Origin of the sequence: Pseudomonas sp. yb_9 (assembly GCF_043103635.1) — a bacterium.
Taxonomy (GTDB): domain Bacteria; phylum Pseudomonadota; class Gammaproteobacteria; order Pseudomonadales; family Pseudomonadaceae; genus Aquipseudomonas; species Aquipseudomonas monteilii.
Map to the genome: position 1 here is coordinate 205,496 of NZ_JBICKA010000047.1, position 22,206 is coordinate 227,701.

Sequence of the window (22,206 nt, forward strand, 5' to 3'; positions counted from 1 at the left end):
GTTTACCCGCGAAAGGGTCGGAACAGGCAACCTCACATTCAAAGTGTTTTATTGACCCCAGGCCCAATCATCCGCGCCAACCCAAGGTTCTTCAGCGCCAGCTGCAGCGAGCTGTGGATAACCTGCGGGTTGTCATGGCTCAAGGCTTCAGCCAACAGCTCCTTGGCCTTACCCATGTTCACCTGGCGCAGCATCCACTTCACTTTCGGCAGGTTGGTGGCGTTCATCGACAAGCTGTCGAAACCCATGGCCATCAACAGGATCGCCGCCGCCGGGTCACCGGCCATCTCACCGCAGATGCTCACCGGCTTGCCTTCGCCATGGGCGTCGCGCACTACCGTGTTCAACGCTTGCAGCACCGCCGGGTGCAGGTAGTCGTAAAGGTCGGCAACCCGTGGGTTGTTGCGGTCCACCGCCAGCAGGTACTGGGTCAGGTCGTTGGACCCCACCGACAGGAAGTCCACCTGCCGCGCCAGTTCCTTGGTCTGGTACACCGCCGCTGGAATTTCCACCATCACGCCCACCGGCGGCATCGGCACATCGGTGCCTTCGTCACGCACCTCACCCCAGGCGCGGTGGATCAGGTGCAGGGCTTCTTCCAGCTCGTGGATGCCGGAGATCATCGGCAGCAGAATGCGCAGGTTGTTCAGGCCCTCGCTGGCCTTGAGCATGGCGCGGGTCTGCACCAGGAAGATTTCCGGGTGGTCGAGGGTGACGCGGATGCCGCGCCAGCCGAGGAAGGGGTTTTCTTCCTTGATCGGGAAGTACGAGAGTGCCTTGTCACCGCCAATGTCCAGGGTGCGCATGGTCACCGGCAGCGGGTGGAAGGCCGCCAGCTGCTCGCGGTAGATGGCCAGCTGCTCCTTCTCGCTGGGGAAGCGCTGGTTGATCATGAACGGCACTTCGGTACGGTACAAACCAACCCCTTCGGCGCCACGCTGCTGGGCACGGGCCACGTCGGCCAGCAAGCCGGTGTTGACCCACAGCGGCATGCGGTGGCCGTCCGGGGTGACGCAGGGCAGTTCGCGCAGGGCGTCCAGGCCCTGGGCCAGCTGGCGTTCTTCCTCGACCACGTCGCTGTACTGCTTACGCAGCACTTCGCTCGGGTTGGTAAAGACTTCCCCCTTGTAGCCATCGACAATCAGCTCGATGCCGTCGACCTTGGAATACGGCAGGTCGACCAGGCCCATCACCGTGGGGATGCCCATGGCGCGAGCCAGGATAGCAACGTGCGAGTTGCCCGAGCCCAGCACCGAGACCAGGCCAGCCAGCTTGCCTTCCGGCACTTCGCCGAGCATGGCCGGGGTCAGCTCCTCACTGACCAGGATGGTGTTGTCGGCGTACACCAGCGACTGCGAGCGGGCTTCCTGCAGGTAAGCCAACAGGCGCCGGCCCAAGTCCTTGACGTCGGAAGCGCGCTCGCGCAGGTAGTCATCGTCCATCAGCTCGAAGCGGTTGACGTGCTCGCCGACCACCTGACGTAGCGCGCCCTGGGCCCACTGGCCGGTCTTGATGACCTCGGTCACCTCACCGCCCAGGGCCGCGTCTTCGAGCATCATCAGGTACACATCGAACAACGCGCGCTCTTCCGGGCGCAGCTGAGTGGCCAGCTTGGCCGACAGCTTGCGCATGTCGTCGCGCACGCCTTCAAGGGCGTTCTGGAACAGCTTGAGTTCGGCGTCGATGTCATCGACGGTCTTGTCCGGCACCACTTCCAGGTCGGCAGGTGGCAGCATCACCACCGCGCGGCCCACGGCGGCACCAGGCGAGCCTGGCACACCGACGAAGCGGGCTTCCTGGATGCCTTTACCCTGGCGGCCCAGGCCACGGATCGAACCGGTGGCCTCGGCGTGGGCGATAACCCCGGCAAGCTGGGCGCTCATGGTGACCAAGAAGGCTTCTTCGCCCTCGTCGAACTGGCGGCGCTCCTTCTGCTGGATGACCAACACCCCGACCACGCGGCGGTGGTGGATGATCGGCGCACCGAGGAAGGAGGCGAATTTTTCTTCACCGGTTTCGGCAAAGTAGCGGTAACGCGGGTGGTCGGCGGCGTTTTCCAGGTTCAGCGGCTCTTCCCGGGTACCGACCAGGCCGACCAGGCCTTCGTTGGGGGCCATGCTGACCTTGCCGATTGAGCGCTTGTTCAGGCCTTCGGTGGCCATCAGCACGAAGCGGTTGGTTTCCGGATCGAGCAGATAGACCGAGCAGACCTGGCTGCCCATGGCCTCCTTGACGCGCAAGACAATGATCCCCAACGCCGACTTGAGATCTTTGGCGGAGTTTACTTCCTGGACGATCTTGCGCAGCGTATTGAGCATGGCTCGGGGTCGAACTCCGTCGTCAGTCGCGCGTCAGCAGACGCGGTGCTAGCTCTTTCAGGGCGCGCCGGTACACCTCGCGCTTGAATGTCACAACCTGGCCCAGCGGGTACCAATAGCTCACCCAGCGCCAGCCGTCGAATTCCGGCTTGCCGGTCAGGTCCATCCGCACCCGCTGTTCGTTGCTGACCAGGCGCAGCAGGAACCACTTCTGCTTCTGGCCGATGCACAGCGGCTGGCTGTGGGTTCGGACCAGTCGCTGGGGTAAACGATAACGCAACCAGCCGCGGGTGCAGGCAAGAATTTCCACATCATCGCGTTCAAGGCCAACTTCTTCGTTCAGCTCGCGGTACAGGGCATCTTCCGGCGTCTCGTCAGGGTTTATACCACCCTGGGGGAACTGCCAGGCATCCTGGTTGATCCGTCGAGCCCATAGCACCTGCCCGGCATCATTCGTGAGAATGATCCCGACATTGGGGCGAAAACCATCCGGGTCGATCACGGCAGCAACCTCGCAAACGCATGTCACCGCATTGTTCCACAAAGCTTGCGAGCGCAGCAACGCGCCCGCCAAGCTTATGTGCAGCAGCGTGAAAACTCCGTATTCTGCTGGCCTACCCTGAGGCTGATACGAGTGACCGCAATGCCCCTGGCTTTATTCGACCTGGACAATACCCTCCTCGGTGGCGACAGCGACCATGCCTGGGGTGACTACCTGTGCCAGCGCGGCATCCTTGACCCGGTTGCCTACAAGCAGCGCAACGATGGCTTCTACCAGGACTACCTCAACGGCACCCTGGACCTGCAGGCCTACCTGGCCTTCTCCATGGAGATCCTGGCAGCAACGCCCAAAGCCCAGCTGGACGCATGGCACCGCGACTTCATGCGCGACTGCATCGAGCCAATCATCCTGCCCAAGGCCCTCGCCTTGCTGCAGCAACACCGTGAAGCCGGCGACCAGCTGGTGATCATTACCGCTACCAACCGCTTCGTTACCGCACCGATTGCCCGGCGCCTTGGGGTGAAGGTGTTGTTGGCGACTGAATGCGAAATGGGTGACGGTCGCTATACCGGGCGCAGTACCGATATACCGTGTTTCCGTGAAGGGAAGGTGACGCGGCTGGAGCGCTGGATGCTGGAGAACGGCTTTGATCTTGAGGACAGCTATTTCTATAGCGACTCGATGAATGATTTGCCGCTGTTGCAGCGGGTGACGCATGCGGTGGCGGTGGACCCGGACCCGAATCTTCGGGCCGAGGCTGAGGAGCGTGGGTGGCCGGTGGTTTCGCTCAGGGACTGAGTATTCCTGTTCCGGCCTCTTCGCGGGCATGCCCGCGAAGAGGCCGGAACATACAGCACAGGGTTATCAGACTGGCTTTGCGCCCATCAACCCGGCAATGGACAGGAGACAAACCCCGCTGAACACCGCCAGCGCCAGGGTAAACCTCAACCCCACCACCTCGGCCTTGCGCAGCCGGTTCAGCCGCACCAACAGCCACCACACGGCAAACGCGCCAACGGTATAGATGATGCTGGACGCCAGCACCCAGGTCTGCCCCAGCGGCCAGCCCACGAGGTGCACCAGCCACCAGCCGGTAAATGGCATGCTCACCAGGCACAGGCCCATGACCAGCCAGACAAACACCAGCGGTCGACGCAGCAGCTTGGCATAGGCCTCGGCATCGCCTTGCCTGCGGGCGCGCACGGTCCAGATCGCCAGGCCCAGAGCCCCCAGAAGCAGCAGGGCGGTGGCAATCATGTGCAAGGTCTTGAGGGTGGTCAGGTGTTCCATGTCTTCACATCCTTGAGCAATAAGCCAAGCTTAGCCGCTCAACCCAGGAACAGCTTGTACGCCGGGTTCTCGGTCTCATCCCAGTAGGGATAACCGATCTTGGCCAACGCCGCCGGCACCAGGTGGCGCTCGTCCTCCGGCACCTGCAACCCCGCCACCACACGCCCGTCAGCCGCGCCATGGTTGCGGTAATGGAACATCGAGATGTTCCAGCGCCCGCCCAGCTTGTTGAGGAAGTTGAACAGCGCCCCCGGCCGCTCGGGGAACTCGAAGCGCAGCACCATCTCATCGCTGGCACCGGCCGAATGGCCGCCGACCATGTGGCGAATGTGCAGCTTGGCCAGTTCGTTGTCGGTCAAGTCGGTAACCGGGAAGCCCTGCTCGGTCAGGTGCTGCACCAGCGCCGCTCGCGGGTCGTTTTCCGGGTGGGTCTGCACGCCGACGAAGATGTGCGCCTCGTCAGAGGTGTGCTTGCGGTAGTTGAACTCGGTGATCTGGCGCTTGCCGATGGCCTCACAGAACGCCTTGAAGCTGCCCGGGCGCTCGGGGATGGTCACGGCGATGATCGCCTCGCGCTTTTCACCCAGCTCGGCACGCTCGGCCACATGGCGCAGGCGGTCGAAGTTGACGTTGGCCCCGGAATCGATAGCCACTAGAGTCTGCCCGGTCACGCCGTACAGCTCGACATACTTCTTGATGCCCGCCACGCCCAGAGCGCCGGCAGGTTCGGTGATCGAGCGGGTATCGTCGTAGATATCCTTGATTGCCGCACAGATTTCATCAGTGCTGACCGTCACCACCTCATCCACATGGTGACGGCAGATATCGAAGGTGTGCTGGCCGATCTGGGCCACCGCCACGCCGTCGGCGAACAACCCGACCTGTGGCAACACTACGCGCTCGCCGGCCGCCATGGCCGCCTGCAGGCAGTTGGAGTCGTCCGGCTCCACGCCGATCACCTTGATTTCGGGGCGCAGGTACTTCACGTACGCAGCAATGCCGGCGATCAAGCCGCCGCCCCCCACAGGCACGAAGATCGCGTCCAGCTGGCCAGGGTGCTGGCGCAGGATTTCCATGGCCACGGTGCCCTGCCCAGCAATGGTGTGCGGGTCATCGTAGGGGTGGACGTAGACAAAGCCCTTTTCATCCACCAGCTTCAGCGAATAGGCCAGCGCCTCAGGGAACGAGTCGCCATGCAGCACCACCTTGCCACCGCGCGAACGCACACCTTCGACCTTGATCTCAGGAGTCGTCTTGGGCATCACGATGGTGGCCTTGATGCCCATCTCGCGCGCGGCCAGGGCCAGGCCTTGGGCGTGGTTGCCCGCCGAGGCGGTAACCACGCCACGGGCCAGCTCCTCCGGGCTCAGCTGGGCCAGCTTGTTGTACGCCCCACGGATCTTGAACGAGAACACCGGCTGCAGGTCTTCACGCTTGAGCAGAATCTGGTTGCCCAGGCGCTTGCTCAGCTGCCCGGCGCTCTGCAGCGGGGTTTCGACGGCAACGTCATAGACGCGCGAGGTGAGGATCTTCTTGACGTACTGTTCGAGCATCGGGAAAGCATCACTGGGCCGCGGGACGAGGGCTGGGAGTCTACCCCAGCGCTACGTCGGGCGACCACAGCAAAGCCGCCCAAGCCGTTATACTAGGCAACTTTGAAAACCGCCCTGCCCCTTTTCGGAGCCCGCATGACCCAGGACCAACTCAAACAGGCCGTCGCCCAGGCCGCTGTCGACTTCATTCTGCCCAAGCTGGATGAAAAGAGCGTTGTCGGCGTCGGTACCGGTTCGACCGCCAACTTCTTCATCGACGCCCTGGCTCAGCACAAGACCGCCTTCGACGGCGCAGTCGCCAGCTCCGAAGCCACCGCGCAGCGCCTGAAAGGCCATGGTATCCCGGTCTACGAGCTGAACAGCGTCAGCGAGCTGGAGTTCTACGTGGACGGCGCCGACGAAAGCGACGCGCACCTGAACCTGATCAAAGGCGGTGGCGCGGCCCTGACCCGTGAGAAGATCGTCGCGGCCGTGGCCAAGACCTTCATCTGCATCGCCGACGGCAGCAAGCTGGTACCGGTGCTGGGCGCCTTCCCGCTGCCGGTCGAAGTGATCCCGATGGCCCGCAGCCATGTAGCTCGCCAACTGGTGAAGCTGGGCGGCGACCCGGTGTATCGCGAGGGTGTGGTGACCGACAACGGCAACGTGATCCTCGACGTGCACAACCTGCAGATCACCAACCCGGTGGAGCTTGAAGCGCAGATCAACGCCATCGTTGGCGTGGTGACCAACGGCCTGTTCGCAGCGCGGCCGGCGGATTTGCTGCTACTGGGTACCGCTGAAGGCGTGAAAGCCCTCAAGGCCGAGTAACCTTCTTCGCGGGCAAGCCCGCTCCTACAGGAATTGCGCAGGTTTCAAACCCTGTGAAGTATCTCTGGGAGCGGGCTTGCCCGCGAATAGGCCAGCACAGGCAATCAATCAGCCGGTTGTTTGAACACATAAAACAGATTCGGCTCACTGACCAGGTAGATGGTCCCCGCCTCATCCATTGCAATCCCCTCTGCCTGCGGCACCGTCGCCTGCAACCCCTGGAAGCCCTTGCGCAACGACAAGGTGCTCAGCGGCCTGCCTTCAACATCCAGCTCCAGCACCAGGCGCGATTCGTCCGAAAGCGCCAGCAAGTGCCCGCTGCGCTCATCGAACTGCAAACTCGACAAATCCCGCACAAATAGCCGCGCATCGCGTTCGCGGTCTTGCACCACATGCACCGCGTAAGGCTTTTCCGGGTTGTCATGCGGGAAGCCGTGCACCTCGTAGATCAGCATCGGATCACGCTCCTTGGCCACGAACAAGCGCTTACCCGCCGAATCGTAGGCCAGCCCCTCGAAACCCTTGTTGCCGTTCAGGCCAATGCCCAGGCTAAGCTGCTCGGCGTCACCGGCATCAAGGAACATCGTGTCGTCTTCCAGCCGTACGCGAATCAGCCGCTGTTGGCGCTCGTCGGTGATTACATAGCTGTTGGGCCCCACGTACTCCACGGCTTCCGGGTCGCCAAACCCGGTCAATGGCACGCGGCGCAGGATGCGGCCATCCAGCGACAGCTCGATCAGCTCCGAACGGGCATTGGTAACGGTGAACAGGGTCTTACGGTCGGGGTCGTAGGTCAGCGCCGAGATGTCATCATCCAGGCCTTCGACCAGCTTGGCCTCCACCACCACCCGGTAGCGGTTCAGGCCAATGCTCTGCTCGGCGGGCTGCCACCAGGTTTTTAGGTTGAACCAGCCACGCTCGAACAGGCGAAACTCCTGCCCGGCCCAGCCAAGCAGGAGTAGGCCGAGGGCGATAAGAATCAGAAACAGGCGAACAAAACGGCGCATAAGGCAGACTCGACACAGGGGTGGCGAATCTAACCATTAACGGCTGAAGCAAAGCTTAATGCCAGCGTCAGGCAAGTCCGAAGATGCTGTCAGTTTTTCTTGAAGCGATAGAACAGCGCTGGCTCACTGACCATATACAGGTTGCCCTTGTCGTCCATGGCCACGCCCTCAGCACGCGGGATGGTGCCTTCAAGCCCGTTGAAGCCGCCAAGCAAGGTCATGAAACTGACCTGCTGACCCTGTTCGTCCAGCTCCAGCAGCATGTTGGAGTCGGCCGAGAGCACCAGCAGGTGGCCGGTACGCGGGTCGACACCCAGCGCCGAGAGGTTGCGCAGGTCGAGTTCATCGCTGGGCAAAGGCTGCTTCTCACCCTTGAGCGGGCTGCGGCCATCGGTGTTCCAGGTGTACAGCTTGGGCGGGCGCTCTTCGCCGATGATCAGGCGCTGGCGCATCGGGTCCCAGGCCACGGCCTCGAAGCCCTTGTTGCTTTTCACCGACGGGCCCAGGTCGTAGCTCTGGAAGTCGTCATGGTTCAACGCCGTGGTCTGTGCATCCACCTTGACCACGGTCAGATCACGCAGGCGCTCGTCGGTGATGGCCAGGTAGCCGTCTTCCAGCACGGCAACGCCTTCCGGGTTGTTCCAGCCATTGAGCGGGATCTTGCGCAGTACATCACCCTCCAGGCTCAGCTCGACCAGGATCGGGTTCTTGCCCATGACCGCGAACAAGGTACGGGTATGTGGGTTGAAGGCCAGGTCCGAGGCTTCGTCATCGTCCATGCCTGGCAGCGGCTTGGCATCGATGTCTACCTGGTAGTCCGGCAACCACACGCTTTCGCTGCGCTCGGCGGTGCTTTCGAAGCTTTCTTTTACCCACAACGCACCGCGGTCATCCCAGTGCATGGCCACGGCCACGCCATAAGCGATCACCGCTGCCACGGCCAGGCCGAAGGGCCAGCGCAGGTAGAAGCGACGCTTGGGGGTTGCCGGGGCGGAGGGTGATGGCATGCGCGGGTCCTGGGGAAATGGGCGTAGGTCCGCGCATTATCCGGATCAAGTGTGAAAAATCGGTAAACAGGACCTGCCTCTTCGCGGGCAAGCCCGCTCCCACAGGAACTGCGCAACGCTCAAGGGCGGCGCTGTAGCTGTGGGAACGGGCGTGCCCGCGAAGAAGGCGACGCGGTTCTCGCTCAGAGCACCCGGCTTTCGAAGCGGCTTACACCCGGCAGTTCAAGCACCAGCTCATCACCCACACTGAACGGCCCCACGCCCGCCGGGGTGCCGGTGAGAATCACATCCCCCGCCTGCAACGAAAAATGCGCCGCCATGTACTGGATCATCGGCACGATCGGGTTCAGCATCATCGCGCTGTTGCCGTCCTGGCGTACTTCGCCGTTGACCGTCAGGCGCACCGGGATGTCGGTCACGTCCTCGAAGCTGCCAGCCGAGACGAACGGCGGCAGCACACAGGCGCCGTCGAAGCACTTGGCCAGCTCCCACGGCAGGCCCTTCTCTTTCAGCTTGGCCTGTACATCGCGCAGGGTCAGGTCCAGCGCCGGGGCGTAACCGGAAATGGCGTCCAGCACCTCTTCCTCGCTCGGGTGAGTCGACAGTGGCTTGCCCAGCAGCACGGCAATTTCCGCCTCATAGTGCACCGAGCCACGCTCGGCCGGGATCTTGAAGCCGCCTTCGGCCGGCACCACGCAGCTGCCTGGCTTGATGAACAGCAGCGGCTCGGTAGGGATCGGGTTGTCCAGTTCCTTGGCATGCTCGGCATAGTTACGGCCGATGCACACCACCTTGCCCAGCGGGAAGTGAATGCGTGTGCCGTCTACGTACTGGTGCTGGTAACTCATGGCCGACTCCTCTGGATACTGCTTTTTATTCAGGTGCGAAGATCTTACCCGGATTCATGATGCCGTTAGGGTCGAATACGGCCTTGATCGCCTTCATGCAGGCGATTTCTTCGGGCGATCGGCTGTAGCCCAGGTAGTCGCGCTTGGTCATGCCCACGCCGTGCTCGGCCGAGATCGAGCCGTTGTAGCGCTTGACGATGTCGAACACCCACTTGTTGACCTTGGTACACGAGGCAAAGAAGTCATCCTTGCTCATGTGCTCGGGCTTGAGGATGTTCAGGTGCAGGTTGCCATCGCCGATGTGGCCGTACCACACCACTTCGTAGTCGGGGTAATGCTCTGCGACGATAGCGTCGATATCACGCAGGAACGCCGGCACTTTCGATACAGTGACGGAAATGTCGTTTTTGTATGGGGTCCAGTGCGAGATGGTTTCCGACAGGTACTCACGCAGCTTCCACAGGTTTTTAAGCTGCGTATCGCTCTGGCTCATCACCCCATCCAGCACCCAGCCTTGCTCGACGCAGTGCTCGAAGGTAGCCAACGCTTCATTGGCCACCTCCTCGGTGCTGGCCTCGAACTCCAGCAACGCATAGAACGGGCAGTCGGTCTCGAACGGCGCTGGCACGTCGCCGCGCGCCAGGATCTTGGCCAGCCCCTTGTCGGAGAAGAACTCGAAAGCAGTCAGGTCCAGCTTGCCCTGAAAGGCATGCAGCACCGGCATGATCGAGTCGAAGTCCGGCGTGCCCAGTACCATCGCCGTGAGGTTGCGCGGTGCCCGGTCCAGCCGCATGGTGGCCTCGACCACGAAGCCCAGCGTGCCTTCGGCACCAATGAACAACTGGCGCAGATCGTAGCCGGTGGCGTTCTTGATAAGGTCCTTGTTCAACTCCAGCAGCTCGCCCTTGCCGGTGACCACTTTCAACCCGGCCACCCAGTTGCGGGTCATGCCATAGCGAATTACCTTGATCCCGCCGGCATTGGTACCGATATTGCCGCCAACCTGGCTAGATCCGCTGGAAGCGAAGTCCACTGGGTAATAAAGGCCCTGTTCTTCGGCGTAGGCCTGCAACTGACGCGTGATCACCCCCGGCTGGCAGACCACGGTGCGGTCGAAGGCATTGAAGTCGAGAATCTGGTTCATGTAGTCGAAAGAAACGACCACCTCGCCATTGGCCGCCACGGCGCCGGCCGAAAGCCCGGTACGCCCGCCAGAAGGCACCAGCGCCACCTTGTGCGCATTGGCCCAGCACACAATCGCCTGCACCTGTTCTACCGTCTTGGGGAAGACAATGGCGCTGGGCGCCGGCGGGTAATGCTTGGTCCAGTCCTTGCCATAGGCTTCGAGGGAAGCCGCGTCGGTCAGGACCTTGCCAGGGTCGACAAGGGTCATCAGTTCTTCAATTACAGCGGGGTGGGTCATCGCTGGAACTCTCGACTTATTCATAGTCACCCTGAGCACTCTTCACCTGTCGGGATAAGCTCAGATTGTGTCGCGTATGCTAGCATAGCCCTCCCGCTGTTCATGCTAAGGCTGCCCTCGCGCCTGGCATCACCCCTCGCCATTTTTTCTCCGGGATACAGGTTTACGCAGATGAGCAAGACTTCTCTCGACAAGAGCAAGATCCGGTTCCTTCTTCTTGAAGGTGTGCACCAGAACGCAGTCGATACCCTCAAGGCTGCCGGCTACACCAACATCGAATACCTCACTGGTTCGTTGCCGGAAGCCGAGCTGAAGGAAAAGATCGCCGACGCCCACTTCATCGGCATCCGTTCACGCACCCAGCTCACCGAAGAGATCTTCGACTGCGCCAAGAAACTGGTCGCTGTTGGCTGCTTCTGCATCGGCACCAACCAGGTAGACCTGGAAGCGGCCCGCGAGCGCGGTATCGCCGTGTTCAACGCGCCGTACTCCAACACCCGTTCGGTGGCCGAGCTGGTGCTGGCCGAAGCCATCCTGCTGCTGCGCGGCATCCCTGAGAAAAACGCCTCCTGCCACCGTGGCGGCTGGATCAAGAGCGCGGCCAACTCGTTCGAGATCCGTGGTAAGAAGCTGGGCATCGTCGGCTACGGCTCGATCGGTACCCAACTGTCGGTCCTTGCCGAGAACCTGGGTATGCAGGTGTACTTCTTCGACCCGCTGACCAAGCTGCCACTGGGCAACGCCGTGCAGGTCACCAGCCTGAACGAGCTGCTGGGCCTGGCCGACATCGTTTCGCTGCACGTGCCTGAGCTGCCGTCCACCCAGTGGATGATCGGCGAGAAAGAAATCCGCTCGATGAAGAAGGGCGCGATCCTGATCAACGCCGCCCGTGGCACCGTGGTCGAGCTGGACCATCTGGCCGCCGCCATCAAGGACAAGCACCTGATCGGCGCCGCCATCGACGTATTCCCGGTCGAGCCACGCTCCAACGACGAAGAGTTCGAAAGCCCGCTGCGCGGCCTGGACAACGTGATCCTGACCCCGCACATCGGCGGTTCCACCGCCGAAGCCCAGGCCAACATCGGCCTGGAAGTGGCCGAGAAGCTGGTCAAGTACAGCGACAACGGTACCTCGGTGTCCTCGGTCAACTTCCCGGAAGTGGCCCTGCCGGCGCACCCAGGCAAGCACCGCCTGCTGCACATCCACGAAAACATCCCGGGCGTGCTCAGCGAGATCAACAAGGTGTTCGCCGAGAACGGCATCAACATCTCCGGTCAGTTCCTGCAGACCAACGAGAAAGTCGGTTACGTGGTAATCGACGTTGACGCCGAGTACTCCGACCTGGCGCAAGAGAAACTGCAACAGGTCAAGGGCACCATCCGCTCCCGCGTCCTGTTCTAAGCTTGCTGCATGAAAAAGGGAGGCCCTGGTGGCCTCCCTTTTTTTATTTCACTTCAACCGTGATCTTCGTCGACTCGACGCTCGGCTTGAACGGCACGTGATACTGGTCACCCAGAATCAATTGCAGGGTGTGCTTGCCCGGTGTCAGGGTAATGCTGGTCTCGGTCTGCGCCTTGCCGAAGTGCAGCACCTGCGGGCCCGCCGGCAGCGCGGTGCCGGCTTCCGGCATCAAGCTGGTTGGCAGCGGCATGTCAGCCACGGGTTCTTTATCCACATCCACCAGCAAGTGGTGGTGCCCAGTGTGCGGGGTCTGGTCACCCGCTGGCTTGAGTGCCATGCCCTCGATGCCGAACTTGACGGTGAAGGTCTTGTCGACCGTGGCACCATCGGCGGGGGAAACGATGAAGACCTTGGCCTCCTTGGGCGGCTCCTGGCTCTTCAGGGCGTCTGCGGCACTGGCGAACACCGACGCTCCCATCAGCAGACCGGCAACGGCAGCACGCGAAAATAGGCTGTTCATTCACTTCTCCTGTGATTCACTTATTGACCGCAGCCTGGGATCCAACGGCAGCGGTAGTTCACCTTAGTTGAAATATTCGCCAAGGTGTTCACATTGCCTGACAGAAATATTTCCGTCAGGGTTAAACAATGCCGAGGCTTCAAGGTCATAGGCTGCGCTCGATCACGGCGAGGAAGAAAGCCGTGGCGAAAGTTATTCATCTGCTGAAAGAAAAGGGGCATTCATGCGTTCGACCATAGGGGTACTGCTGGCAGTACTGATCAGTCCATTGGCCCAGGCGGAGCTGATAGACGAAGTCGCCGACCGGGGCGAACTGCGCATTGCGGTACAGGCCGACAACTCACCGTACGCCTTCAAGCAAGACGACCACCTGACGGGGTTCGACATCGAATTTGGCCAGGACCTGGCCCGGGAGCTGGACTTGCGCGCCGAATTCGTCGAAGCCCCGGCCGCCGAAGTGCTGAGCGGTGTCGAGAGTGGCAAATATGACGTTGCGCTCACCCCATCGACCGATGCGCCAAAGGGCGACGGCCCACTCGATGTGAGCCTGCCGATTGGCGAAAAGAAGCTGGTGATTCCGTTCCAGAAGGACAACCCGGCTTTCGAAAGTGCCGTAAACAATGCACTGCAACGCTTGAAGGACAGTGGCCGCACTGCCGAGCTTGAACAGAAGTGGTTCACGGGTGTGCAGGAGACTGCGGCCGGGCAGTGAGGTTTTTTACCGCCTGCACTGGCCTCTTCGCGGGCTTGCCCGCGAAGAGGCCGGGACTGGCTTACACCGAAAGCTCAGCCAAAGCCCGTTCCGCCTCATACAGCTCCAGCTCACTGAACACCCGCACCCCCGCCCGCCGCAGCAACGCCGTGGTCACCCCTTCACCCGCCACCTTCACACCGCTGAACGTGCCGTCATAGGTCAACCGGTTGCCACACGAAGGGCTACCAGACTTGAGCACCGCCACGCGGATGCCATGTCGCCGCACCAGCTCCAGCGCCAACTGCGCCCCGGTCAGAAACGCGCCACTGACATCTTCGCCCGTCACCGTCAGCACCTGCGCGCTGCCATCAAGCACTGCACCACCCTGCCCGCCCGGAATCTCTGCTGGCGGGCGCGGCGTCGGCAAGCCACCTGCCACCTCCGGGCACAACGGCACCACGCGCCCTTCGGCCTGCCACTGCTGCAACAGGTTTGGGTGCCCGCTGGCCCGGCCGTCATAGCGCACCGGTTGCCCCAGCAGGCAAGCGCTGACCAGCACCTTGGGCAAATCAGAACAGGTCATTGCCACGGCGCCGGAACCAACCGGTCAACGACAGCCGCTCGCGCCCGGCTGGCAGCACCTCATGGGGCACTTCACCCGAAAGGAATACCACCAGGCAACCCGCCACAGGCTCAACGTCGTGCTCGATGCCATCGGCCAGGAACATGCGCAACTGGCCGCCGTCCTCAGGCTGCCAGCCTTCATTCAGGTACAGCACGGCCGACACCATGCGCCGGTCATCGTCGCGGAAGCGGTCCAGGTGCCGGCGATAGAAGGCCCCCGGCGGATACAAGGCAAAATGGCATTCGAAATCTTCCAGGCCCAGGAACAGCCCCTGGTTGATGACCAGGCGCAACTGGTCCATGGCCGCCAGGTACTGGTCGCAGGCCTCGGCCTGCCCAGGGTCGATCCACTGGATATGGTCGCCACGGATGGCCTCGCGCACCTCTTGGGCAACCCCGCGTCCAACCCCTGCGGGGTTAAGCTCCCCTTCGGCATCACGGCGCCGGCATTCGGCCGCCAGCGCGCGCACCAGGTCGGCAGGCAAAAACAGCGCCTGCTGGGACCAGCCATGGGTGGCCAGATCGTCGACGACGGCCGCAAGCATCGGGTGTTCGGGGGAGTTGTGCATGGCGCGCATCATATCCATTCGCCATGCCGGCGCACAGCGCCACTTGGCCGAGAAACACGCGGATATCTCGACAAACCGCCGCCCGGCCAAGGACAATAGCCACCTGCCGACAGGAGTCCTGAATGCGCCGTCTGTTTTCCCTGATTCTGCTAATGATCTGCACCATGCCTGTCTGGGCAGACAACCTGGATCAACTGTACAAGGCCGCCGGCTGGCCCGACCAGCGCGCCCACTTCAACGATGCCCTCACCGCCGCCCAGGCGCGCTACCGCAACAGTTTGCCCCCCGCCGTGTACCAGGCGCTGGTCAACAACAGCAACCAGCGCTTCCAGGCCCAGGCGGTGGACCGTCGCGCCCAGGCGCAGCTGCGCGCCACACTGGCCAATCCGGCACCGGCCCTGGCCTTTTTCCAGTCGCCGCTGGGGCGCAAGGTGGTGGCCGCCGAGCTGAAGGCCACCCGCAAGGACGAACTGGCCAAGAATGCCAAAGGCCTACCCAAGATCCAGGCCAGCGACGACCGCCTGCTGGTCATCGGCCACCTGGCCCAGGCCCTGCCTGCGCGTGAAGCCGGTGCCGAAGTCAGCCTGGCCATTGCTGGCGTGGCGGCTGACAGCCTCAGCTCGATGATCCCCGGCCTGTTCGGCGGCGGCCAGGCACAGGGCCTGCTCGACGGCCAGCGCCAGCGCCTGATGAACCAGATCGGCGAAGACCTCAACAACACCTTGCTGTATGTCTACCGCGACCTGTCCGATGCCGAGCTGGAAGCGTTCGCCACCTTTGCCGAATCAGCCGACGGCAAAGCCTACTACCAGGCAGCGCTGGCGGCTGTGCGTGCGGGCCTGGCGGTTGGCCAGAGCAGCAACGACCTGAGGTGATCAGCCCAGGCGCTGGTCGATGAAGTCGAAGTACCGCTGGCGAATGCCCGGCAGCTCGTTGGCCAGGTGGTGACGGGCCTCGGGCAGCATCAATATCTGTGGGTCGGCAAACTTGGCCTTGAGCACTTCGAGGTTGTAGGGCCAATCCACCGTGCCATCGGCCTCCCCCTGCACGATCAACGGCCGCCGCGGACTATGCGGCGCGGCTTCGATGCGCTTGACCCAGGCGATCAGCGCGCCCACCCAGGCGGTGGGCAGGCGACGCGGTTGTAGCGGGTCGGCCTCAAGGAACGGCAGGAAGGCCGGGTCATTGGTGTTTTCGCTGAAGCGCCGTTCGATGCCGTTCACAAAGTGACGCAGCACGCGATAGCTCAACTTCGACCAACGCCAGGAACAAGGCCGCACCAGCGGTGCCAACAGGATCACCTGGCCATCAATGGGGCTGCGCGCCCCCTGATGCAGCAGGTGGTCAACGGCGATGGCGCCACCGGTGCTTTGCCCGCACAGGTGCCAGGGGCGCGGCAGCTGCAGCGTGCGCGCCTGTTCGAACAACGCCTCCAGCACCTGCTGATACACCGAAAAATCACTGATGCTGGCCCGCTCGCCACTGGACAGGCCGTGGCCGGGCAGGTCGCAGCTGATCACGGCAAAACCCTGCGTGAGCGCCCAGTCGATCACATGCCGATACAGGCCCATGTGATCGTAGTAGCCGTGCAGCAGAAACAACGTCGCGGTCGGCTGCTCGGGTAGCCACACCTGCCCGACCAGGTCGAACCCCGCCGCCTGAAAGCCGCCCAGCCAGCTCTGGGCTGACACGTTCAGGCCATAGAAGCGCTGGTAGTCCTGCGCCTGCACGGACAACGGCTGGCGAGCGCTCAACGGCGCAAGGCTGGTGCGCAAGTGATCGGGGTGAAAAGCAACAGGCATCGGGTACATCCACGGCGGAGCAAGTATTGATCTGGGATATTCAGCTCTGGCCGGCGTCGTGGCAAGCTTGCTCACCTCGAACAACCAGCACCGATGTGATTGTCGGATCAACTGTCTTGCTCAAAATCTAAAAAATTGCGCGCTCACTGTGGGAGCGGGCTTGCCCGCGAACACGGGCATAGCCCGTGCCATCCACCGCGCAGTCTGCTTCGCGGGCAAGCCCGCTCCCACAAAGGGCCACCGACGCTTCATGAGTAGCCGAATCATCAAACCGTTGTGCACGGCGCTTGCTCTGACGATAGGCGCCGCCATTTTCTGGCAGGCCTACACCACCTTCCAGGCACGCTATCTGCGCCCATTCGACAACCAGACCACACTGTTCGACGGCAGCCAACTGCAACTACCTGCCGAGTTGGCCGGCCCTGGCCCGATCCGCGTGGTGCACTTCTGGGACCCGGCCTGCCCCTGCAACGTCGGCAACCAGCAACACCTGGGCGACCTGGTCAGCCAGTTCGCAGCCCAAGGCGTGACCTTCCATGTGCTGCAAAAGCCCGGTAGCCATAACCAGCTGCCCGCCAACCTCTCCGCCCTCAAGCCCATCACCAGCCTGCCCGGTAGCGAGCACCTGCCCGCCTCCCCGGCCGTGGCCATCTGGGACCGGCAAGGCCAACTGGCCTACTTCGGCCCCTACAGTGAAGGTGCGGTGTGCAACGCCAGCAACAGCTTCGTCGAGCCCATCCTCAAGGCACTGCTCGACGGCCGCCAGGTGACCGCGTCCAACACACTGGCGGTGGGCTGCTACTGCCCTTGGGCTGGCTGACGTATCCGCGCCGGGTTACCCACCACCGTCGCTCCAGCTGGCACATTTCGGGTTACCACGCTACCCGCGCCGACCACGGCGTTATCGCCAATCGTCACCCCTGGCAGGATGATCGCCGCACCGCCAATCCACACGTTGTTGCCAATGGTCACCGCCCGCCCACTCTCCAGCCCGCTGCGCCGCAGGTCAGGGTCGAGCGGGTGGTCGGCGGTGTAGATCTGCACATTGGGGCCGATCTGGCAGTCATCACCGATGCGCACCGGCATCACGTCGAGGATCACGCAGTTGAAGTTCATGAAGGTATTGCGGCCAACACTGATGTTGTAACCGTAGTCGCAATAGAACGGCGGGCGGATCACCGCGCCTTCGCCAACCTCGCCGAAATGCTCCAGCAACAGCCCATGGCGTACGTCGTTGAGCAGTTCGACGCTGCTGTTGTAGCGGTGCATCCAGTGCTTGTTGGCGATCTGCTCGGCCTGCAGTTCGGGGCAGCCAGCGTGGTAGAGCTGGCCTTTAAGCATCTTCTGTTTTTCGCTGAGTGACATGGAATCTCCTTCCCGGGGCTATGCTCTGTTCGCGAATCCGCCGATGATCGGACCACATTTTCTGCTTTGACGCACAAGGAGCTTGCATGAAGCGCAGCCTGACCCTGTTGGCCGTGGTGGTTACCGTGGCTGCCGGCGCCGGTTACTGGTACGTGCAGGGCAAGCTGCCGCAGCGCGAGGGCGAGTTGCCCCTGGCTGGCTTGCAGGCGCCGGTCAGCGTGCGCTACGACGCTCGCGGCGTGCCGCACCTGCAGGCGCAAAACGAGGCAGACCTGTACCGCGCCCTGGGCTACGTGCATGCCCAGGACCGGTTGTTCCAGATGGAAATCCTACGTCGCCTGGCCCGAGGCGAACTGGCCGAGGTGCTGGGCGACAAGCTGCTGCCCACCGATACCTTGTTCCGCAGCCTGCGCATTCGCGAACAGGCCGCACGGATGGCCAAGCGTCAGGACCGCCAGTCACCTGCCTGGCAGGCCCTGCAAGCCTACCTCGATGGGGTCAACGGCTGGCAAGCCAGCCATCCCAAGCCCGTGGAGTTCGACCTGCTGGGTATCACCCCTCGCCCGTTTACCGCCGAAGATACCCTGAGCATTGCCGGTTACCTCGCTTACAGTTTCGCCGCTGCGTTTCGCACCGAGCCCGCACTGACCTACATCCGCGACCAGCTTGGCCCCGATTACCTGAACATCTTCGACCTCGGCTGGAAACCCGAGGGGGCCCTGGGCACGCCACTGGCCGCTGCGGACTGGCAAAGCCTGGAAGCCCTCGCCCGCCTCAGCCACCAGGCGCTGGGTGACGCGGGCATCCCGCAGTTTGAAGGGAGCAACGCCTGGGCGGTGGCCGGCAGCCGTACCCGCAGCGGCAAACCGTTGCTGGCAGGCGACCCGCACATCGGTTTTGCAGTGCCGGCGGTGTGGTACGAGGCCGAACTGTCGGCACCCGGTTTCAACCTGTATGGCTACTTCCAGGCGCTCAACCCCTTTGCCCTGCTTGGCCACAACCGCGATTTCGGCTGGAGCCTGACCATGTTCCAGAACGATGACGTCGACCTGATCGCCGAGCGCACCAACCCGGCCGACGCCAATCAGGTGATGGTCGATGGCAAATGGCAGGCGCTGGAAAAAACCGAGCAACAGATCGCCGTCAAAGGCGAAGCGCCGGTCACGCTTAGCCTGCGCCGTTCGCCCCATGGTCCGATCGTCAACGACGTGCTAGGCGCTACTGCCGGGCCTACACCCATCGCCATGTGGTGGGCGTTTCTGGAAACCGAAAACCCGATTCTCGAAGGGTTCTATCAGCTCAACCGTGCCGACACGCTGGGCAAAATGCGCGAAGCTGCGGCCAAGGTTCATGCGCCGGGGCTGAACTTTGTCTGGGCCAATGCCCAAGGTGACATCGGCTGGTGGGCCGCTGCGCAGCTACCCATCCGCCCCGATGGTGTCGACCCGGCGTTCATCCTCGATGGCGCCAGCACGCAAGCCGACAAGCTCGGGTTCTACCCCTTCAGCGTCAACCCGCAGCAAGAGAACCCGGCGCGCGGCTATATCGTCTCGGCCAACTTCCAGCCGCCAGCAGGGGTGCCGATACCGGGTTACTACAACCTGCCCGACCGAGGCCGCCAGCTCGACCGCCACCTGGCCAACCCTGAGCTGAAATGGGACACCCAGAACAGCCAAGCCCTGCAGCTGGACACCGCCAGTGACCACGGCCCGCGCACCCTTGCACCGCTGCTGGCAACCCTGCGCGCAGTGGCCGAAGGTGACGAGGAGAAGGAACTGGTCGAACAGCTGGCCGCCTGGCGTGGCGACTACCCGCTGGATTCGACCAGCGCCACGCTGTTCAACCAGTTCCTCTACGAACTGGCCTTCGCGGCCCTGCACGACGAACTGGGCGACACCTGGTTCCCGGTACTGATCAGCACCCGCGCCATCGACGCTGCCTTGCCACGCCTGGCGGCGGACGCCGACTCCCCTTGGTGGAACACCCGAGGTGGCAACCAGCGTACCGACCGTACCGCCATCGTACGCCTGGCCTGGCAGCACAGCCTGAAGCACCTGCGCGACACCTTGGGTAGCGACCCGGCCAGCTGGCAATGGGACAAGGCCCATACCCTGACCCACAACCACCCGCTTGGCGTGAAAAAGCCGCTGAACCTGCTGTTCAACGTTGGGCCGTTCGCCGCGCCCGGTACCCATGAGGTGCCGAACAACCTTTCTGCGAAGATCGGCCCGGCGCCATGGCCGGTGACCTACGGGCCTTCGACGCGGCGGCTGATCGATTTTGCCGATGCCGGCCAGGCGCTGACCAGCAACCCGGTCGGGCAGAGTGGCGTGCCGTTTGACCAACACTATGCGGACCAGGCTAAAGGTTATGTGGAGGGGCAGTACAAAAAGGCACAGATGGGGGTAATCCCGGCGCAGAGCACCTTGCGATTAGTGCCCGGAGACTCAAGTGGCGCAGCTGTACAGCCACATGTGGGAGCGGGCGTGCCCGCGAAGGAGGCGACACGGTAGATGGCACCGGCTACGCCGGTGTTCGCGGGCACGCCCGCTCCCACAGGTAACCGTGCCCAGAAACAAAAATGCCGACGCAAGTGCGTCGGCATTTTCTATCACTACGAGTGCATCAGAACGCCGGCAGCACAGCACCTTGATACTTCTTGGCGATGAATGCCTTCACCTCAGGGCTGGTCAGGGCCTTGGCCAGTTTCTGGATGGACTCGCTGTCCTTGTTGTCCGGGCGGGCAACCAGGAAGTTCACGTACGGCGAGTCGGCACCTTCGATCACCAGTGCGTCCTTGGCCGGATTCAGGCCGGCTTCCAGGGCGTAGTTGGTGTTGATCATGTCCAGGTCGACCTGGTCCAGCACGCGCGGCAACATGGCCGATTCAAGCTCGCGGAACTTCAGCTTCTTCGGGTTCTCGGCGATGTCCTTAGGCGTGGCCAGGGCATTCTTAGGGTCTTTCAGGGTGATCAGGCCAGCCTTCTGCAGCAGGATCAGGGCGCGGCCGCTGTTGCTGCCTTCGTTAGGGATGGCAACGGTTGCGCCTTCCTTCAGCTCGGACAGGTTCTTGATCTTCTTGGAATAGCCACCGAACGGCTCGACGTGCACGCCAATCACGGTTTCCAGGTGGGTGCCCTTGCCTTCGTTGAAGCTCTTCAGGTACGGCAAGGTCTGGAAGTAGTTGGCGTCCAGGCGCTTCTGGTCAACCTGCACGTTTGGCTGCACATAGTCGGTGAAGACCTTGATCTGCAGGTCCACGCCTTCTTTGGCCAGGGTCGGCTTGATCAGCTCGAGGATTTCGGCGTGCGGTACCGGAGTAGCGGCAACCACCAGCTTCTCGGCGGCGGCGGCCAGGCCGGAGAACGACAGGGCAGCGGCCAGGGCAGTGGTCAGCAGGGTCTTCTTCATGGTGATCCTTGTTCTGAATCTGGGCCATCAGCGATGGCGAATCGGGTGCCCAACCGGTTCACCAGCGGGCGTAGGCGGACAATACCTAGAATTTTTATTCCGTAACAATATCTTTTACTTAGCTGCTTATTCCAAAAACAAATCGCCATTAGCCAGTTTGCTTATGAGCGATGTCTAACGCGCGGGGTTGGCCAGGTCCAGGTCCTCTGGCTGCAGCTCTTCGCCGTCATTCACCAGCAAGGCGAAGTGGATGACATTCTCCAGTTCACGGGTATTTCCAGGCCATGGATGGGCTTCCAGCACCTGCTGCGCCGCCTCGCTCACCAGCGGTACAGGGCGTTGCAGGCGTACGCTGTAGATGCCCGCGAAGTACTCGGCCAGCGGCAGGATATCGCCGGGCCGCTCACGCAGCGGTGGCAGCTCCAGCGCACCTTCGCGCAGGTACTGGTACAAGCGCTCGTTAAAGCGCCCTGCCCGTACCACTCGCACCAGGTCGATGCTGGTCGCGGCCACCAGCCGCACATCCACCGGCTGCGGCTGCTGCGCCCCCACTCGGGTGACTTCGCGGTTTTCCAGGGCAGCCAGCAGCTTGCCCTGGATGGCCAGCGGCAAGTCGGCAATCTCGTCCAGGTACAACGTGCCGCCATTGGCCGAGCCGAACCAGCCGGCGCGGCTGCTGGCCGTACCGCCATGGCTGCCGGCGCTGTAGCCGAACAGCTCGGCATCGGCATACGTGGGGCTGATGGCCGCGCAGTTGACCGACACGAACAGCCCGCCACGATCACTGGCACGGTGGATTTGCCGGGCCAGCAACTCCTTGCCGGTGCCGGTCTCGCCACGGATCAGCACGGGCAAGGGTTGCGGCGCCAGGCGCTCAAGGTCTTCGCGCAGTTGCTGCGAACGCGGGTCGATGAACACCAGCGCCTTGGCGCGGATGCTCAGCGGGCTCTTGTCCAGCTCGGGAAAGGTCAACAGCGGCTGGCCAAACGGGTTTTGAAAAGTCATGACAAACTCCCGCCCCTGGCCTTCATTGGCCGGGCGTCAGGTAAGCGGTAAACAGTA

At 62.7% G+C, this 22,206-nt stretch carries 22 protein-coding genes; 7 read left to right on the plus strand and 15 right to left on the minus strand.

Annotated elements, in window-relative coordinates; all coding sequences use genetic code 11:
- Positions 1 to 38: 38 nt before the first annotated feature.
- Both ptsP and ACF8MI_RS13880 read right to left on the minus strand, forming a co-directional pair.
- Entirely contained in the window at positions 39 to 2,318 is a 2,280-nt protein-coding gene (gene ptsP, locus ACF8MI_RS13875; protein WP_200928885.1) for a phosphoenolpyruvate--protein phosphotransferase, read from the minus strand.
- Between the two features lie 22 nt (positions 2,319 to 2,340).
- Positions 2,341 to 2,820: an RNA pyrophosphohydrolase gene (locus ACF8MI_RS13880; protein WP_003249017.1), complete on the minus strand. Its 480-nt coding sequence runs from the start codon at positions 2,818 to 2,820 to the stop codon at positions 2,341 to 2,343.
- A 141-nt stretch (positions 2,821 to 2,961) separates the two neighbouring features.
- On the opposite strand from ACF8MI_RS13880, the gene ACF8MI_RS13885 reads away from it, so the two are divergent.
- Complete coding sequence (locus ACF8MI_RS13885; RefSeq protein WP_060498101.1) at positions 2,962 to 3,618, plus strand: HAD family phosphatase; 657 nt, start codon at positions 2,962 to 2,964, stop codon at positions 3,616 to 3,618.
- A 66-nt stretch (positions 3,619 to 3,684) separates the two neighbouring features.
- Here the strand turns inward: ACF8MI_RS13885 and ACF8MI_RS13890 are convergent, their stop codons facing one another.
- On the minus strand, positions 3,685 to 4,110 hold the full coding sequence (locus ACF8MI_RS13890; RefSeq protein WP_060498102.1) for a DUF2269 domain-containing protein: 426 nt from the start codon (positions 4,108 to 4,110) through the stop codon (positions 3,685 to 3,687).
- 38 nt (positions 4,111 to 4,148) lie between these two features.
- Positions 4,149 to 5,663, minus strand: a complete 1,515-nt coding sequence (gene ilvA, locus ACF8MI_RS13895) for a threonine ammonia-lyase, biosynthetic (protein WP_016712558.1) — start codon at positions 5,661 to 5,663, stop codon at positions 4,149 to 4,151.
- Positions 5,664 to 5,798: 135 nt separating this feature from the next.
- Here ilvA and rpiA point away from each other — a divergent pair, with 135 nt between their 5' ends.
- Entirely contained in the window at positions 5,799 to 6,473 is a 675-nt protein-coding gene (gene rpiA, locus ACF8MI_RS13900; protein ID WP_060498103.1) for a ribose-5-phosphate isomerase RpiA, read from the plus strand.
- Between the two features lie 104 nt (positions 6,474 to 6,577).
- Here rpiA and ACF8MI_RS13905 read toward each other — a convergent pair whose 3' ends face one another.
- The 4 genes from ACF8MI_RS13905 to ACF8MI_RS13920 form a co-directional block, all read right to left on the minus strand.
- Positions 6,578 to 7,480 (minus strand): SdiA-regulated domain-containing protein, encoded by a 903-nt coding sequence (locus tag ACF8MI_RS13905; protein ID WP_200928886.1) that lies wholly within the window; start codon positions 7,478 to 7,480, stop codon positions 6,578 to 6,580.
- A gap of 89 nt (positions 7,481 to 7,569) precedes the next feature.
- Entirely contained in the window at positions 7,570 to 8,487 is a 918-nt protein-coding gene (locus ACF8MI_RS13910) for an SdiA-regulated domain-containing protein (protein ID WP_164525184.1), read from the minus strand.
- Positions 8,488 to 8,669: 182 nt separating this feature from the next.
- The gene (locus tag ACF8MI_RS13915; protein WP_060498106.1) at positions 8,670 to 9,335 is read right to left on the minus strand and encodes a fumarylacetoacetate hydrolase family protein; all 666 of its coding nucleotides are present in this window, start codon (positions 9,333 to 9,335) and stop codon (positions 8,670 to 8,672) included.
- Between the two features lie 25 nt (positions 9,336 to 9,360).
- Entirely contained in the window at positions 9,361 to 10,758 is a 1,398-nt protein-coding gene (locus ACF8MI_RS13920) for an FAD-binding oxidoreductase (protein WP_104833775.1), read from the minus strand.
- A gap of 171 nt (positions 10,759 to 10,929) precedes the next feature.
- Here ACF8MI_RS13920 and serA point away from each other — a divergent pair, with 171 nt between their 5' ends.
- Entirely contained in the window at positions 10,930 to 12,159 is a 1,230-nt protein-coding gene (gene serA, locus ACF8MI_RS13925; RefSeq protein ID WP_016712564.1) for a phosphoglycerate dehydrogenase, read from the plus strand.
- A 43-nt stretch (positions 12,160 to 12,202) separates the two neighbouring features.
- Here the strand turns inward: serA and ACF8MI_RS13930 are convergent, their stop codons facing one another.
- Positions 12,203 to 12,679 carry a DUF4399 domain-containing protein gene (locus tag ACF8MI_RS13930; RefSeq protein WP_200928887.1) on the minus strand — a complete coding sequence of 159 codons (477 nt, stop codon included), beginning with the start codon at positions 12,677 to 12,679 and terminating at the stop codon, positions 12,203 to 12,205.
- A 223-nt stretch (positions 12,680 to 12,902) separates the two neighbouring features.
- Between ACF8MI_RS13930 and ACF8MI_RS13935 the strand changes: the two genes are divergently transcribed.
- The gene (locus ACF8MI_RS13935) at positions 12,903 to 13,391 is read left to right on the plus strand and encodes a transporter substrate-binding domain-containing protein (protein ID WP_060498109.1); all 489 of its coding nucleotides are present in this window, start codon (positions 12,903 to 12,905) and stop codon (positions 13,389 to 13,391) included.
- 61 nt (positions 13,392 to 13,452) lie between these two features.
- Here the strand turns inward: ACF8MI_RS13935 and ACF8MI_RS13940 are convergent, their stop codons facing one another.
- On the minus strand, positions 13,453 to 13,956 hold the full coding sequence (locus ACF8MI_RS13940; protein ID WP_060498110.1) for a DUF523 domain-containing protein: 504 nt from the start codon (positions 13,954 to 13,956) through the stop codon (positions 13,453 to 13,455).
- Positions 13,943 to 14,575, minus strand: coding sequence for a 2OG-Fe(II) oxygenase (locus ACF8MI_RS13945; protein WP_060498125.1), 633 nt, complete (start codon positions 14,573 to 14,575; stop codon positions 13,943 to 13,945). Before ACF8MI_RS13945 ends, ACF8MI_RS13940 begins: the two co-directional genes overlap by 14 nt.
- A gap of 113 nt (positions 14,576 to 14,688) precedes the next feature.
- Here ACF8MI_RS13945 and ACF8MI_RS13950 point away from each other — a divergent pair, with 113 nt between their 5' ends.
- Positions 14,689 to 15,441, plus strand: a complete 753-nt coding sequence (locus tag ACF8MI_RS13950) for a DUF2059 domain-containing protein (RefSeq protein WP_060498111.1) — start codon at positions 14,689 to 14,691, stop codon at positions 15,439 to 15,441.
- Here ACF8MI_RS13950 and ACF8MI_RS13955 read toward each other — a convergent pair whose 3' ends face one another.
- A complete protein-coding gene (locus tag ACF8MI_RS13955; RefSeq protein WP_060498112.1) occupies positions 15,442 to 16,368 on the minus strand; it encodes an alpha/beta hydrolase in 927 nt (308 codons plus the stop codon).
- A gap of 250 nt (positions 16,369 to 16,618) precedes the next feature.
- On the opposite strand from ACF8MI_RS13955, the gene ACF8MI_RS13960 reads away from it, so the two are divergent.
- The gene (locus ACF8MI_RS13960; RefSeq protein ID WP_060498113.1) at positions 16,619 to 17,188 is read left to right on the plus strand and encodes a DUF6436 domain-containing protein; all 570 of its coding nucleotides are present in this window, start codon (positions 16,619 to 16,621) and stop codon (positions 17,186 to 17,188) included.
- On the opposite strand, the gene ACF8MI_RS13965 is transcribed toward ACF8MI_RS13960, so the two are convergent.
- On the minus strand, positions 17,167 to 17,733 hold the full coding sequence (locus ACF8MI_RS13965; protein WP_060498114.1) for a sugar O-acetyltransferase: 567 nt from the start codon (positions 17,731 to 17,733) through the stop codon (positions 17,167 to 17,169). The two genes, ACF8MI_RS13960 and ACF8MI_RS13965, sit on opposite strands and share 22 nt — an antisense overlap.
- 86 nt (positions 17,734 to 17,819) lie before the next feature.
- Here ACF8MI_RS13965 and ACF8MI_RS13970 point away from each other — a divergent pair, with 86 nt between their 5' ends.
- The gene (locus ACF8MI_RS13970) at positions 17,820 to 20,246 is read left to right on the plus strand and encodes a penicillin acylase family protein (RefSeq protein ID WP_233458201.1); all 2,427 of its coding nucleotides are present in this window, start codon (positions 17,820 to 17,822) and stop codon (positions 20,244 to 20,246) included.
- 112 nt (positions 20,247 to 20,358) lie between these two features.
- Here ACF8MI_RS13970 and ACF8MI_RS13975 read toward each other — a convergent pair whose 3' ends face one another.
- Entirely contained in the window at positions 20,359 to 21,144 is a 786-nt protein-coding gene (locus ACF8MI_RS13975) for a MetQ/NlpA family ABC transporter substrate-binding protein (protein ID WP_060498115.1), read from the minus strand.
- Between the two features lie 174 nt (positions 21,145 to 21,318).
- Entirely contained in the window at positions 21,319 to 22,149 is an 831-nt protein-coding gene (locus tag ACF8MI_RS13980; RefSeq protein WP_060498116.1) for a sigma 54-interacting transcriptional regulator, read from the minus strand.
- Positions 22,150 to 22,206 lie beyond the last annotated feature (57 nt).